Raw genomic sequence first — 13,433 nt, 5'->3', positions numbered from 1 at the left:
ACTTTTCAGGATGCGCTCTTATCTGCATCCATATAGGAAATGTCGCCCGCCGCCAAAGCGTCGTCCGCAATTTTTTGCAAGCCGTCGCGGCACTCAAGAACATATTCACTTAAATGGTGGGCATGCGGCCAGAATTCGAGGTCTGGCCGGATATTTCGCGTTAGCGCCGCTGCCAGCGCGTCCGCGTCATTTGCATCCAGCGCCTCGCCATAGGCCGCCACGCGACCATAAAACATGCGCGCAAGCTTCTTCATGCGTTTCGGCACGCCCTGATCGCCTATGCCGAGTTCGCGCAGCGAATGGTCGACGTCCTTGAAAAACTCGTCCGCAATTTCCTGCGCCAGGTCGGCAAGCGCCTTGTTTTCCCCCCTCATGCGATGAAGCGCGAGAAAAATATGCAGGGACAGCATTTCATAGCGGCCAAGCGGGGTATCCGGCACCTGAAATTGTGCATAAAACCGTTTTTGCCGCGCCGCCGCCACGATCACCTCGTAAACGCGAAGCACAATAGCCTCGTTTGCTTTCGATTTGCGGCGGAATAGTTGGAGAATCATGTCCGTACGACCGTTCCAGTTGCATAAATAAGCAAGGTGGTTTACCGAAGTTCTCCCGACGGCGAAAGTGCCGCGCTGATTTAGAATGTATGGAGAGGTCTTTGTTGCAGCGAATTTTTCCAAATGCATCCTCTGGCGTACGCAAGCAGCGTGCCCTTCTTGCAGGCACGGCAATTCTCGTCGCAGTCGCTCTTGCCGGGTGCAACACCGCATCCACGCTCAATCCGTCCGAAACGCTGACGGAAGGTTACGTGCTCGATCAGAACGCGCTTGATTCGGTTCCGGTCGGCTCCAGCCGCGAACAGGTGCTTCTGGCGCTGGGTACGCCGTCCACCACCGCGACCTTCGACAACGAAGTGTTCTACTACATTTCGCAGAAGCGTTATCGCGCCGCGCAGTTCATGAAGCCGAAAATCATCGAGCGCCGGATCCTCGCCATTTATTTCGACAAGGATGGCAAGATTGAACATATCGCCAATTACGGCCTGAAAGACGGCAAGCTGTTCGATTTCGTGTCGCGCACCACGCCGACCGGCGGCAAGGACCAGACATTCCTCGGTCAGATCATTCAGGGTGTTTCCAAGGCCCCGACATCGCTGCCGGGTGCTTCAGGTGGCCCCAACAACTGATCCAAACGGATATATACGAACAGAAAACCCGCCTTTACGGCGGGTTTTCCTTTATAGGGCTGGTTACATCACGTCATATGCGCCAGCACGGCCAGCAGTAGAAGAGCCACGATGTTGGTGATCTTGATGGCCGGATTGACCGCCGGACCTGCCGTATCCTTGTAGGGATCGCCCACCGTATCGCCGGTCACCGATGCCTTGTGCGCTTCCGACCCTTTCAGGTGTTTCACGCCATCGGCATCGGTAAACCCGTCCTCGAAGCTCTTCTTGGCATTGTCCCAGGCACCGCCGCCGGACGTCATGGAAATCGCCACGAACAGCCCGTTGATGATGACGCCGAGAAGCGATGCGCCAAGCGCTGCAAAGGCCGCAGCTTTCGAGCCTGAAATGAGCAGCACGCCGAAATAGACGACAATCGGCGCCAACACAGGCAGAAGCGACGGGATAATCATCTCCCGGATGGCCGCTTTGGTCAAAAGATCGACAGCCCGGGCATAGTCCGGACGCTCTTTGCCAGTCATGATTCCCGGCTTTTCGCGGAACTGGCGGCGCACTTCCTGCACCACCGCGCCGCCTGCCCGACCCACGGCCGTCATGGCCATGCCACCGAACAGATAGGGGATCAGTCCACCGAAGATCAGCCCCGCAACCACATAAGGGTTGGAGAGATCGAAGGAGACCGGCCCCATATCCGCGAAATAGGGATAGGTCTGCCCGTTGGCGGCAAAATAGGCCAGATCGTTGGAATAGGCCGCAAACAGCACCAGCGCGCCGAGACCGGCCGAACCGATGGCATAGCCCTTGGTGACGGCCTTGGTGGTGTTGCCGACCGCATCGAGCGCATCGGTGGCCTTGCGGACTTCCGGGTCGAGACCGGCCATTTCCGCGATACCGCCCGCATTATCGGTCACTGGACCGAAGGCATCGAGCGCGACGATCATACCGGCAATGCCGAGCATGGCGGTGACCGCGATAGCGGTCCCGAACAGGCCCGCAAGCTGGTAGGTCGAGATAATGCCGCCGACAATCACGATGGCCGGAAGCGCGGTCGATTCCAGAGAAACAGCCAGCCCCTGAATGACATTGGTGCCATGCCCCGTCACCGAAGCTTGCGCAATGGAATTGACCGGGCGTTTGTTGGTGCCGGTATAATATTCCGTGATCACCACGATCAGGCCGGTAACAATGAGACCGATCAATCCGCAGATGAAGAGATTGGTGCCGGTGATGCTTTTGCCGGCAACAGTTCCGATCTCGCCCCAGCCAATCGTCAGCGTGTTAGCCACGGCAAGGCCGACAATGGAAAGCAGGCCTGTTGCGATCAGACCCTTGTAGAGCGCGCCCATGATGGAGCCGTCCACGCTGAGCTTGACGAAGAACGTGCCGATAATCGAGGTAATCACGCAGGCGCCGCAGATCATCAGCGGATAGAGCATGACGCTCGAAAGAACGTCCGATCCATTGAAGAAAATCGCGCCAAGAACCATGGTGGCAACGACCGTCACCGCGTAGGTCTCAAACAGGTCCGCGGCCATGCCCGCGCAATCGCCGACATTGTCGCCGACATTATCCGCAATGGTCGCAGGGTTGCGCGGATCATCCTCGGGGATACCGGCTTCCACCTTGCCGACAAGATCGCCGCCAACGTCAGCACCCTTGGTAAAGATACCGCCGCCAAGACGAGCAAAGATCGAGATCAGCGAAGCGCCGAAACCGAGCGACACCAGCGCGTCGATAACTGTGCGGTCAGAGGGCGAATAGCCAAGCCAGACGGTGAGAATGAAGTAGTAGACCGAGACGCCGAGAAGTGCCAGCCCGGCGACCAGAAGGCCGGTAATGGCCCCGGACTTGAAGGCGAGCTCAAGCCCTCCGGCGAGGCTGAGCGATGCCGCCTGCGCGGTGCGCACATTGGCACGGACCGACACATGCATTCCGATGAAACCCGTAACGCCCGACAGGACCGCGCCGATCAGGAAGCCAATCGCGGCGCTGATCGACAGCAAATACCAGGCTGCCAGAAAAACCACGACGCCAACGATCGCAATCGTTGAATATTGTCTTGTGAGATAGGCTGAGGCACCCTCGCGGATGGCTTCAGCAATTTCCTGCATGCGCTGCGTCCCCTGATCGGCTGCGAGAACCGAACGGATCGCCCATATGGCGAAAAGAACGGAAAGCACACCGCAGGCAATGACGAGAACTAAGACTGCCACTCCCATTTGCATAAAGGCCAACTCCCATTGAGCGCATTCCGAAAAGTGAGAAACGGTTCGGGAAAATGCGCGGCCACCCAATTGGAGCGCCGGTCCGTTTCCAGATAGACCGAAACGCGCCCCATAGTTCGCGCTGGCTGCCGTCAGACCGCAAACCGCGATTGCCAGCAGGCGCATGCGCAGGATAGGCCCGAAAACCCCTCCCCGGACCCGACTGAGCGGCATGGAAGTGCCTGAAGCCGAATAAGAGATACCGGGCTTCAACGGTATATTGATTGGGGAACTTACGCCTTGGAATCAATCAATTGGCGCGATTCCCTGCATTTCAGCATTCTCAATGCCGCGCAACCAACATGCGAAACGGTTTAACAAACGTCAAGTCGTTCTTTGCCAGCGTACAATGAAAGAAGGGCCGCGATTTCTCACAGCCCTTCTTTCAATTCAATTGCGGGGATGATGCGTCAGCGCGGCTTCACGCCACGGCTCTCGCCACGAATGACAAATGCCAGGCGGTCCAGCACTGCATTGACCAGCTTCGGTTCATCCTCGGTATAGAACGCCTTGGCAATATCGACATATTCCGACACGATCACAGCCGTCGGCACATCCTTGCGCGTCTGCAATTCCCATGCGCCAGCGCGCAGAATGGCGCGCAGCGTCGAATCGAGACGCGACAGCGGCCAGTCTTCCGTCAGCGCCTGATGGATCATCGGATCGAGTTTCAGCTGATCCTCGACCACACCCGACACGATGGCGCGGAACCATTGCGGGTCGGCATCGAGATATTGCGTGCCGTCGACTTCCTTGCCGAGACGGAAAGCCTCGTATTCGGCCACCACTTCCAGAACGCCCGTACCGGCAACATCCATCTGATAGAGCGCCTGGACCGCAGCGAGACGGGCAACGCCGCGCTTGTTGGCCGTGCGCGGCAGATTGGGGGTCGGGCGTCCTTCGGTAGAAGAATTCATAATGATCAGACTCCGAACTTCTTGCGCAGATCGATCATGGTCAGCGCGGCGCGGGCAGCAAAACCGCCCTTGTCCTTGTCTTCGCGGCGGGCGCGAACCCATGCCTGCTCTTCGTTTTCGACCGTCAGGATGCCGTTGCCGATGGCGATGCTTTCCTCGACCGAAAGGTCGGTGAGCGCGCGGCAGGATTCATTGGACACAATGTCGAAATGATAGGTTTCGCCACGGATAACGGTGCCAAGCGCGACATAGCCATCATATTCCGTGCCGCCATTTTCCTCACCATCAAGCGCAAAGGAAATCGTCGCCGGAATTTCGAGAGCACCGGGCACGGTGACGACATCGTAAGTCGCGCCCGCCTCATCCAAGGCTGCCTTTGCGCCATCCAGAAGCGCGTCGGCGAGATCATCGTAGAAACGCGCTTCGACAATAAGCAAATGCGGCGCATGCGCCTCGTGCTTGGACATGAGAGACTCCATGACAAATTTTGCGGACCGCAACGATTGCGGTCAACGCTCAAAATCGGGATATGCTTTTACAGCCTGGGAATTTAGGCTGTAAGCCTATTTCTGATATTGCGCAAGCCTTGCTGCGTAACGTGCCAGCTGGTCGATCTCAATATTTACCTTGTCGCCCGCTTTTCGCTCGCCCCAGGTCGTGACTTCCAGCGAATGGCGGATCAGGAGCACATCGAACTCATTTCCATTGACGCCATTGACCGTCAGCGAGGTGCCGTCGAGCGCAACCGAGCCCTTCTGGGCAATAAACGGCGCCAGTTCTTCCGGCGCGCGCAGGGTGAAGCGCACGGCGTCGCCCTCATCCTTTCGCTCAATGATTTCAGCCTGTCCGTCGACATGGCCGGAAACGAGGTGACCGCCCATTTCATCGCCGAGTTTCAGCGAGCGCTCAAGATTGATGTTCCGTCCGCTCTGCCAATTGGAGATCGTCGTCAGGCGCAGCGCCTCTTCCCACGCCTCAACCTCGAACCAGCGGGCATTGGTTCCCTTTTCGGGCAAGGCAACGACCGTCAGGCAGACGCCGGAGCAGGCAATCGATGCGCCAAGCTCGATTGTTTCAGGATCATATGCGGTTTCAATACGCAGAAGGACACCTTCATTCAGCGGCTTGATCCGGTCAACCTTGCCTATATCTGTGATAATGCCTGTAAACATCAAATCTTCCTTACATATTCCGCATAGGCATCGTCACCATAGCGAGCCTGCCTCAGAATTTTGAATTCGTCTGCGATATGGGTTTCGAGGCCGTCCACGGCAACCCCATGTTCCAGGCCGATTTCAACGGACGAACGGAAAATGGCAAGCCGATCCACCAGCCCCTCGTCCAGAAAACTCTTCGCAACGCCTGCTCCGCCTTCAACCAGAACCGAGGAAATACCCTGCGCGGCAAGATCGTCCATCAGCTCGGGCAAGGCGATGCGGCAATCGTCGGCTTCGGTCGCGAGAATGCGACAACCGGCAGCCGTCAACTCATAACGCCGCTCCGGCGATGCCTCCTCCCCGCAAGCAATCCACAAAGGCTGGGCATCAGCGGTCTGCACAAGTCTTGATGAAAGCGGCAGGCGCAATCCGCCGTCGAGTACCACGCGAACCGGCGAACGCTGCTCCAGCCCCGGCAGGCGGCAGTTCAACACCGGATCATCGGCGAGCGCGGTTTCGATGCCGATCAGGATGATATCGGTCTGGGCACGCAGAATATGTGACTGCGCACGCGCAATCGGTCCCGTTATCGCCACCTGTCCTTCGCCCCGCCTGCCAATCATGCCATCAGCAGAAAGAGCAAGTTTCAGAATCACTTCCGGACGTTTCCTGGAAGATCGACTGAGATAGCCGGCCAGATCATCAGCGGCCTGATCGGCGAGAACGCCCGGAACGACCTCGATCCCGGCTTGGCGCAGGATGGCAAAGCCCTTTCCACTGACACGCTCATCCGGATCGGTCGCGGCAACGACCACACGCGCCACCCCTGCCCGCACCAGCGTTTCGGCACAGGGCGGCGTGCGGCCGTGATGGGCACATGGCTCCAGCGTCACATAAGCCGTCGCGCCACGCGCGGCATCTCCCGCATCCGCCAGCGCCTGCGGCTCCGCATGGGGCCTGCCGCCCAGCGCGGTCACGCCGCGCCCGACGATGACGCCATCCTTGACAATGATCGTGCCGACGGACGGATTGGTCCCTGTCAGTCCCTTGTGGCGCCGCGCATAACGGATCGTCGCTTCCATGAAGCGAACATCATCCGGAGTCGCATTCGAATGCGGAAACCTGCTGCCACTCATGCTCAAGCGTCCAGATCGTCCTCGGTTTCAGGAACCGTCAGCTCGTCGATGACGTTGTGGAAATCGACAGCCTTGCTGAAATTGCGATAGACCGACGCAAAGCGGATATAGGCGATATCGTCGATGCCTTTCAGCGCGTCCATCGCCAGCCGCCCGATTTCGTCGGACGTGACCTCCGCTTCGCCTGAACTTTCCAGTTGGCGAACAATGCCCGAAATGGCGCGTTCAACACGGTCATTATCGACATCGCGCTTGCGCAGCGCCACCTCGATGGAGCGCGTGAGCTTGTCGCGGTCGAAGGGCACGCGACGCCCGCTTTTCTTCACGACCATCAGGTCGCGCAGCTGCACGCGCTCGAACGTCGTGAAACGACCGCCGCAAACCGAGCAGACACGGCGCCTGCGGATGACAGCACCGTCTTCCGCCGGGCGGGAATCCTTCACTTGCGTATCTTCAGACTGGCAATAGGGACAACGCATGGAACTCTTTCAATCTCAATATCGGCAGCTTCAATACTGGCAACTTCAACACTGGCATGACCGCTCTTATGTGGGGACACTCCCCATAAAAACTCAAGAGCGCACCCTTGGTAGCCGATTCCTGTCGATCATAGCCGATTAGTGGCAATCCACCTACCGGATGCGAGAATGAAAAAACCCCGCTCAACAGAGTCGAACGGGGTTTTATCTCGATCATGTAAACCGGCTTATCCCTGATAGCCGTACATCGGGAAACGGTCGGTCAGGGCGATGACCTTTTCCTTCACGGCCTGTTCGACGGCGGCATTGCCCTCGTCGGAATTGGCAACCTTGAGGCCGTCGAGAACTTCGGCGATCAGCGAACCGATTTCCTTGAATTCAGTAACGCCGAAACCGCGCGTCGTTCCGGCAGGCGTGCCAAGACGGACGCCGGACGTGACAAACGGCTTTTCAGGGTCGAACGGAATGCCGTTCTTGTTGCAGGTGATGTTTGCGCGGCCGAGAGCCGCTTCCGCGCGCTTGCCGGTCGCGTTCTTCGGACGCAGATCAACCAGCATCAGGTGGTTGTCGGTGCCGCCCGAAACGATGTCGAGACCGTGAGACTTCAGTTCCTCAGCCAGAGCGCGTGCATTGTCGACGACGTTCTTGGCATAGAGCTTGAATTCCGGCTTCAACGCTTCGGCAAAGGCGACTGCCTTGCCAGCGATGACGTGCATCAGCGGGCCGCCCTGAAGGCCGGGGAAGACAGCCGAATTGATCTTCTTGGCAATGTCGGCATCGTTGGTGAGGATCATGCCGCCACGCGGGCCGCGAAGCGACTTGTGCGTCGTCGTGGTGCAGACATGCGCATGCGGGACCGGCGAAGGATGGACGCCACCGGCAACCAGACCGGCGATATGCGCCATATCGACCATGAGATAGGCACCGACTTCGTCGGCGATCTCGCGGAAGCGCTTCCAGTCCCAGATACGCGAATACGCCGTGCCGCCTGCGAGGATCAGCTTCGGCTTGTTTTCACGCGCGAGGCGGGCAACTTCGTCCATGTCGAGCAGGTGGTCGTCCTTGCGAACGCCATAGGAAACGACATTGAACCATTTGCCGGACATGTTGACCGGCGAACCATGCGTCAGGTGGCCACCCGAATTGAGGTCGAGACCCATGAAGGTGTCGCCCGGCTGCAGCAGCGCGAGGAACACGGCCTGGTTCATCTGGCTGCCGGAATTCGGTTGAACGTTGGCGAACTCGGCGCCGAAAAGCTTCTTGGCGCGTTCAATGGCCAGTTCTTCCACGACGTCGACATATTGGCAGCCGCCGTAATAGCGCTTGCCAGGATAGCCTTCGGCATATTTGTTGGTGAGGATGGAACCCTGTGCTTCCAGAACAGCGCGCGAAACGATGTTTTCCGAGGCGATCAGCTCGATTTCATGACGCTGACGACCGAGTTCGTTGCGAATTGCACCGAAAATCTCGGAATCGATGTCCTCGAGGCTTGCATTGAAGAAAACGTCGGAAGACGCGTTCTTGGCGGCGGCGTTGGCTTGAGACATGTTTCACACCCTCCGGGTTAGCCGGTAAAAGCTATATGGATGAGGCGCATTATCACACTTGAGCGCACAAGGCCAATGGCCGCAAAGCGAAAAGCTTATTCCAAAATGCGGCAAACCGATTTGATAATTGAGCGGAAATGAAAAAGCCGCCTGAAAAGCGTCCAGGCGGCTTCCAAAACTTCTATTTCCGGCCAGAATCAGGTGTCCGTGCCGAGCGCGAGGGCCGTTGCACCGTCCATCTTGTAGATATCGTCGCGGAACTGCACCACACCGTCGCCAGTGGACCATGCGGAAATGTAGACAAAGTGCAGCGGAACCGGATCGGCAAGCTGGATCGGCGTGTTCGTACCGGACTTGATCGTGCTTTCGATGGTCTGGCGGTCCCAGCCCGCCGTATTCTTCAGCAGCCAGACGTCAAGATCGCGAACATTCTGAACGCGGACACAGCCGGAAGAGTCAAAGCGCATGAGCTTGTTGAAATAGCTCTTCTGCGGCGTGTCGTGCATATATACCTGATGCTGGTTGTGGAAGTTGATCTTGGTCGAGGACATGGCGTTAATCTTGCCAGGGTCCTGACGGAACATCAGCTTCACTGCATCATCCGTGTTCCAGTCCACGGTTTCAGGCGCGACCTCCTGACCGGATTGGTCGTAAAGACGAATCTTGTTCTTCGTCAGATATTGCGGGTCCTTCCGCATCAGCGGAATGATATCCTTCTGGATGATCGACTTCGGCGCAGTCCAGTAAGGATTGAGAATGACTTCATGGATCTTCGAATTGAGGATCGGCGTCTGGCGGTCGATCTTGCCGACAACCGCCGTATGGCGCTGCACGACGCTGCCGCCTTCAACTGCCTCGATGCGCGCAGCCGGGATGTTGACCATCACGAAACGCTGTTCCTGCATGCCCTGATTGGCCAGAGGCGAAAGGCGCTGGAGATTTGTCTGGAGCTGGCCGAGGCGCGTATTGGCGTCCACATTCATGGCCGCATAGGTGAACTGCCCCATGACGCCATCAGCCGGGAGGCCATGACGCGACTGGAACCGCTTCACGGCGGCATCGACATAAGTGTCGAACGAACTGGAAAGCCCGGCTTCCTGCGGCAAGTCGCCGGAAATCATGAGGCGCTTGCGCAGCGCCTGCACGGCAGGATCGGTGACCCCGATCTGGAGCTTTGCATTGCCCGGCACGCTTGGCCAGCCGCCGCGACCGGCAATGTCGGTATATTGCGCAATGGCTGTTTGCAAATTGCCGACCGTCTGCGGGCTCAAAACCGGCTGGTTGGTCGCGACCCGCTGACCGCCCGTCGCACGGGCGTCGAACTGATCATCCCAGTTGCCGCGACGCGGCGCAGCGATAACATCCGTCAGAGCTTGCTGGGCATAAGCCGAGGAAACCATGGCGGAGGCTGCCACGGAAAGGCCGGCTGTCGCTGCACCGCGCAGAAAACTGCGGCGATCTACTCTGAAAGCATCGGCTGGTCTGTCGGTCTTGGTCATTTGCTTAGTCCCAAAAGGCTAACCGCTCGCGCGGGATATTCCCGGAGATTATCAGCAACAGGCCATCAAGGCGATATCGGGCCTGTTTCCGACGCTGGCACAATATTGCCCGTGCCATTTTTAAAACGCTTATGTCGGTTTTTATGGCTTAATCATGTCGCATGGCCGGAATTTCAAGCCATGCGCCTTACGATTGGGAGCTTCATAGCGCCTTATTCTTCTCAATGGCGGCTTGTTGTGACAGTTCTGCAACAAAGCAACCCGTCAGTTAGCAGAGACCCTGCAATATTCAGAGCCGATAAGCAATGCTGTCGTTCCAGAAGCGGTCGAGACGCTGTAGCGACTTATTCATCGCCATGAATTCATCAACCTGTATGCCGCCGACCTGCTCGATCGACGAAATATGGCGTTCATAGAGAGCGGCCACCTGATTGGCGATCTCATTGCCCTTGTCGGTAAGGCTGACGCGCACCGAACGGCGGTCAACGCGTGAGCGCTGATGATGGATGAAGCCCATTTCGACCAGCTTCTTCAGATTGTATGAAACGTTGGAGCCGAGGTAGTAACCGCGTGAGCGCAGTTCGCCGGCGGTCAGTTCCGAATTGCCGATGTTGAAAAGCAGAAGCGCCTGCGTCGCATTGATGTCGCTCTGGCCGTTGCGGTCGAACTCGTCCTTGACGACATCGAGCAGGCGGCGATGCAGGCGCTCGACCAGCTGGAGGGCTTCCAGATAAAGCGAACGAAGTGCGGTTTCCGGTGTCGTAAGCGGAGCGGATATGTCCGTCTTGCGCTGTGCGTTGATCATTTCTTTTGCCTCTCTGTCGGAGCCGCATTCCATGAAACCATGATGCAGCTCTCTGTCCTGTTTTATGCGGTGTATTGTTTCTCACCGTCTTGAGAGCAATTTAGGGGAGATGCATAAAATTCGACTTAAAAGTCAGCCTTAACAGTAACTTACCGGCGAGATTGAGCATTCAGGCTTAATGTTTGCTTACTCCGCGCCAATTGAGAGAGCCGACAGGTCAGTCCTGTTCAGGCGCGAAAATGCCGGTTTTCCGGGCCTTGGAAAGCCGCGCAACATTAAACTTTCGTCATTTGAGAACTGTGTGGATAGCAGCTAGTTACGGGCTATCAATATTCCATTGGAGGGACCATGGCGCTTCGTCTTGCACAATATTTTGTGGTCGGCGGACTGTTAAGCTTTACCGGCTTCACGAGTTTCGCCCACGCGCAACCGATTACTGCCGCTCCGCAAATGACCCAGGTGACAATGTATAAAGACCCTTACTGCGGGTGCTGTGACGGCTGGGCGGAACATATGAAAGCCGCGGGCTTCGATGTGACGGTCAAGGTTGAGGAAGCGATGGACACTGTGAAGGCAAAGCATGGCGTCGCCGCCAATCTTGCATCATGTCACACGGCGGTCGTCGACGGATATGTCATCGAGGGGCATGTTCCGGCGGGCGCCGTCAAGCGACTGCTGGCTGAACGTCCGCAGGCAACGGGACTGACCGCACCCGGAATGCCCATGGGCTCACCGGGCATGGAAATGCCGGGCAGCAAAGCCGATACCTATGACGTTCTGCTTTTCAAAGGGCAGTTGACGAGGCCCTTCGCCCGCTACGAAGGAACGCAGCCGCTATAAAATCTATATCGGCAGGCTCGCGCGGGCCTGCCGTTTCTTCTCGAAGAAGAGCAGAATGCGAAATGCGATAAAAATGGCAATGCATGCCGCATTGAACCCGACCGTCAGCGGCTTGTATTCGAAATGCCGTGAAAAAACGGAATAGATGGCGATTTCGCCGAGCGCTGCCACGAACCAGAGTACAGGTCCCCAGGGCGCACGCATCCACAATCCCGTTGCCGCGACGGGCATCAGGACGGCCAGAGCGACGACGGCTGTCTGCCAGGTCCATGGCATCAGATCGAACCGCCACAGAAGTCCGGGGTGAATGCCGATCAGCCTGACCCAGTAGAACACACCGCTGGCCAGCGCCACGAGCGCAAGTATCCGGACGAACCATGTGAAGGCCCATTCGGTTCCGCTCGGCTGGATATGCTGGCGCAGTTCGTTCATATGCATCAGCAGTTCCTCATCACAAGGTCAGTTCCCTGTCGCCCAGATTTGCAAAATAGGCATTGACCTGTTCGGGCTTCACGTCCTCAAGCGTTGCAGGCTTCCATGTCGGCGCGCCATCCTTGTCGATAAGCAATGCACGAACGCCCTCGTAGAAATCGCGCCCTTCCAGCATACGGTTGGCGATGCGGTATTCCATGCGCATGCAATCATCGAGATCGAGTGCCCGTCCATCGGTAATCTGACGGAAAGTGACAGCGACGCTGGTCGGCGAGCGCGTGGCGATCACCCTCACGATGTCCATTGCGGCCTTGCTGCCTGCTTCGGCTTCCTTTTCCAGCACGGCCATGCACTCGGCAAGCGTTGCACCGGAAAAACACTCCGCAATGATCTGGCGCGTTTCGACGGAGGTTTCAAAATCGGGATACTGGCTGCGCGTCAAAGCGGCTTCAACGTCAGCGGTTGCAATGATGTCTTCGCGCAAATCATGCAGATCGCTTGCGGCGACCGCATGGGTGGCGATTCCGCTTTGCAAGCAGTCGCCCCAGCGGATGCGGTTGCCGGTCAGCGCCAGATAATACCCGAAATTATCATGCAGATGCGGCAGGAAAGCGCTGCCGCCTACATCGGGGAAGAAACCTATGCCGGTTTCCGGCATGGCAAACATCGTGTTTTCCGTCACGATGCGATGTGAACCGTGAACGGAGATGCCAGCGCCACCGCCCATGACAATGCCGTTGATCAGCGAGATATAAGGTTTTGAATAACGGCCAATGCGTGCATTGAGCCGATATTCGTCGCGGAAGAATTCATAGGCTGGCGTTCCGGCCTGACCTGCTTTGTAGGCTGCAACCACATCGCCGCCCGCACAGAATGCCCGCCCCTCGCCTTCGAGAATGACGCATGCAACTTCAGGGTCGTCTTCCCAAGCCTGCAATGCGCGGTCGAGCGCCAGAATCATTTTATGCGTGAGCGCATTGAGGGCTTCGGTTCGCGTAAGCTTTACTAGCCCCGCTTTTCCCTTGCGTTCAAAGCTGATTTCGCTGCCACCGCCGAAGTCAATCTGCATGTCGTGTCTCCCGTTCCCGTAAATGGGTAGAAAGTGAGACGCCCCGCGTCAATCCTGCACAGGTCAATGTTCTTGGTTTCACCACTTTTCCCATGATAAACGGGG

The 13,433-nt window shown here is 57.6% G+C and carries 14 protein-coding genes; 2 read left to right on the top strand and 12 right to left on the bottom strand.

The genetic code is table 11. The annotated features are described in order from the left end of the window. Positions 1-5: 5 nt before the first annotated feature. Positions 6-554: a ubiquinol-cytochrome C chaperone family protein gene (locus AC0TNJ_RS02345; RefSeq protein ID WP_473770144.1), complete on the bottom strand. Its 549-nt coding sequence runs from the start codon at positions 552-554 to the stop codon at positions 6-8. Between the two features lie 101 nt (positions 555-655). Here AC0TNJ_RS02345 and AC0TNJ_RS02340 point away from each other — a divergent pair, with 101 nt between their 5' ends. Next, positions 656-1,183: an outer membrane protein assembly factor BamE gene (locus tag AC0TNJ_RS02340; RefSeq protein WP_122003446.1), complete on the top strand. Its 528-nt coding sequence runs from the start codon at positions 656-658 to the stop codon at positions 1,181-1,183. A 68-nt stretch (positions 1,184-1,251) separates the two neighbouring features. Here the strand turns inward: AC0TNJ_RS02340 and AC0TNJ_RS02335 are convergent, their stop codons facing one another. The 9 genes from AC0TNJ_RS02335 to ldtR form a co-directional block, all read right to left on the bottom strand. Next, entirely contained in the window at positions 1,252-3,408 is a 2,157-nt protein-coding gene (locus AC0TNJ_RS02335) for a sodium-translocating pyrophosphatase (protein WP_122003488.1), read from the bottom strand. Positions 3,409-3,857: 449 nt separating this feature from the next. Further along, on the bottom strand, positions 3,858-4,364 hold the full coding sequence (gene nusB, locus AC0TNJ_RS02330) for a transcription antitermination factor NusB (protein ID WP_473767267.1): 507 nt from the start codon (positions 4,362-4,364) through the stop codon (positions 3,858-3,860). 5 nt (positions 4,365-4,369) lie between these two features. Beyond that, entirely contained in the window at positions 4,370-4,831 is a 462-nt protein-coding gene (locus AC0TNJ_RS02325; RefSeq protein ID WP_122003448.1) for a 6,7-dimethyl-8-ribityllumazine synthase, read from the bottom strand. 96 nt (positions 4,832-4,927) lie between these two features. Then, on the bottom strand, positions 4,928-5,536 hold the full coding sequence (locus AC0TNJ_RS02320) for a riboflavin synthase (RefSeq protein ID WP_473767268.1): 609 nt from the start codon (positions 5,534-5,536) through the stop codon (positions 4,928-4,930). Next, on the bottom strand, positions 5,536-6,657 hold the full coding sequence (ribD, locus tag AC0TNJ_RS02315) for a bifunctional diaminohydroxyphosphoribosylaminopyrimidine deaminase/5-amino-6-(5-phosphoribosylamino)uracil reductase RibD (RefSeq protein WP_473770107.1): 1,122 nt from the start codon (positions 6,655-6,657) through the stop codon (positions 5,536-5,538). Before ribD ends, AC0TNJ_RS02320 begins: the two co-directional genes overlap by 1 nt. 2 nt (positions 6,658-6,659) lie before the next feature. Then, on the bottom strand, positions 6,660-7,136 hold the full coding sequence (nrdR, locus tag AC0TNJ_RS02310) for a transcriptional regulator NrdR (protein WP_006466485.1): 477 nt from the start codon (positions 7,134-7,136) through the stop codon (positions 6,660-6,662). 227 nt (positions 7,137-7,363) lie between these two features. Further along, entirely contained in the window at positions 7,364-8,683 is a 1,320-nt protein-coding gene (glyA, locus tag AC0TNJ_RS02305) for a serine hydroxymethyltransferase (protein WP_122003451.1), read from the bottom strand. Positions 8,684-8,880: 197 nt separating this feature from the next. Beyond that, positions 8,881-10,182, bottom strand: coding sequence for a L,D-transpeptidase family protein (locus AC0TNJ_RS02300; RefSeq protein WP_473770106.1), 1,302 nt, complete (start codon positions 10,180-10,182; stop codon positions 8,881-8,883). A 289-nt stretch (positions 10,183-10,471) separates the two neighbouring features. Then, positions 10,472-10,987: a transcriptional regulator LdtR gene (ldtR, locus tag AC0TNJ_RS02295; protein ID WP_122003453.1), complete on the bottom strand. Its 516-nt coding sequence runs from the start codon at positions 10,985-10,987 to the stop codon at positions 10,472-10,474. 348 nt (positions 10,988-11,335) lie between these two features. On the opposite strand from ldtR, the gene AC0TNJ_RS02290 reads away from it, so the two are divergent. After that, positions 11,336-11,827, top strand: a complete 492-nt coding sequence (locus tag AC0TNJ_RS02290; RefSeq protein ID WP_473770105.1) for a DUF411 domain-containing protein — start codon at positions 11,336-11,338, stop codon at positions 11,825-11,827. 3 nt (positions 11,828-11,830) lie between these two features. On the opposite strand, the gene AC0TNJ_RS02285 is transcribed toward AC0TNJ_RS02290, so the two are convergent. Both AC0TNJ_RS02285 and AC0TNJ_RS02280 read right to left on the bottom strand, forming a co-directional pair. Beyond that, complete coding sequence (locus AC0TNJ_RS02285) at positions 11,831-12,265, bottom strand: DUF6163 family protein (protein WP_473767271.1); 435 nt, start codon at positions 12,263-12,265, stop codon at positions 11,831-11,833. A gap of 13 nt (positions 12,266-12,278) precedes the next feature. Continuing rightward, the gene (locus AC0TNJ_RS02280; RefSeq protein ID WP_473770104.1) at positions 12,279-13,328 is read right to left on the bottom strand and encodes an enoyl-CoA hydratase/isomerase family protein; all 1,050 of its coding nucleotides are present in this window, start codon (positions 13,326-13,328) and stop codon (positions 12,279-12,281) included. Positions 13,329-13,433 lie beyond the last annotated feature (105 nt).

The sequence above is a fragment of the Ochrobactrum sp. PL_is483 genome (assembly GCF_055816855.1).
Note: the sequence above shows the minus strand (reverse complement) of the source record. Positions and strands in the feature narration are given on the sequence as shown.

Bases quoted from the DNA above. Each gene is read 5' to 3' on its own strand.
- AC0TNJ_RS02290 (WP_473770105.1), top strand. From the start codon at position 11,336: ATGGCGCTTCGTCTTGCACAATATTTTGTGGTCGGCGGACTGTTAAGC.
- AC0TNJ_RS02280 (WP_473770104.1), bottom strand. From the start codon at position 13,328: ATGCAGATTGACTTCGGCGGTGGCAGCGAAATCAGCTTTGAACGCAAG.
- AC0TNJ_RS02345 (WP_473770144.1), bottom strand. From the start codon at position 554: ATGATTCTCCAACTATTCCGCCGCAAATCGAAAGCAAACGAGGCTATT.
- AC0TNJ_RS02320 (WP_473767268.1), bottom strand. From the start codon at position 5,536: ATGTTTACAGGCATTATCACAGATATAGGCAAGGTTGACCGGATCAAG.
- AC0TNJ_RS02285 (WP_473767271.1), bottom strand. From the start codon at position 12,265: ATGCATATGAACGAACTGCGCCAGCATATCCAGCCGAGCGGAACCGAA.
- nrdR (WP_006466485.1), bottom strand. From the start codon at position 7,136: ATGCGTTGTCCCTATTGCCAGTCTGAAGATACGCAAGTGAAGGATTCC.
- AC0TNJ_RS02325 (WP_122003448.1), bottom strand. From the start codon at position 4,831: ATGTCCAAGCACGAGGCGCATGCGCCGCATTTGCTTATTGTCGAAGCG.
- nusB (WP_473767267.1), bottom strand. From the start codon at position 4,364: ATGAATTCTTCTACCGAAGGACGCCCGACCCCCAATCTGCCGCGCACG.
- glyA (WP_122003451.1), bottom strand. From the start codon at position 8,683: ATGTCTCAAGCCAACGCCGCCGCCAAGAACGCGTCTTCCGACGTTTTC.
- AC0TNJ_RS02300 (WP_473770106.1), bottom strand. From the start codon at position 10,182: ATGACCAAGACCGACAGACCAGCCGATGCTTTCAGAGTAGATCGCCGC.
- AC0TNJ_RS02335 (WP_122003488.1), bottom strand. From the start codon at position 3,408: ATGCAAATGGGAGTGGCAGTCTTAGTTCTCGTCATTGCCTGCGGTGTG.
- ribD (WP_473770107.1), bottom strand. From the start codon at position 6,657: ATGAGTGGCAGCAGGTTTCCGCATTCGAATGCGACTCCGGATGATGTT.
- ldtR (WP_122003453.1), bottom strand. From the start codon at position 10,987: ATGATCAACGCACAGCGCAAGACGGACATATCCGCTCCGCTTACGACA.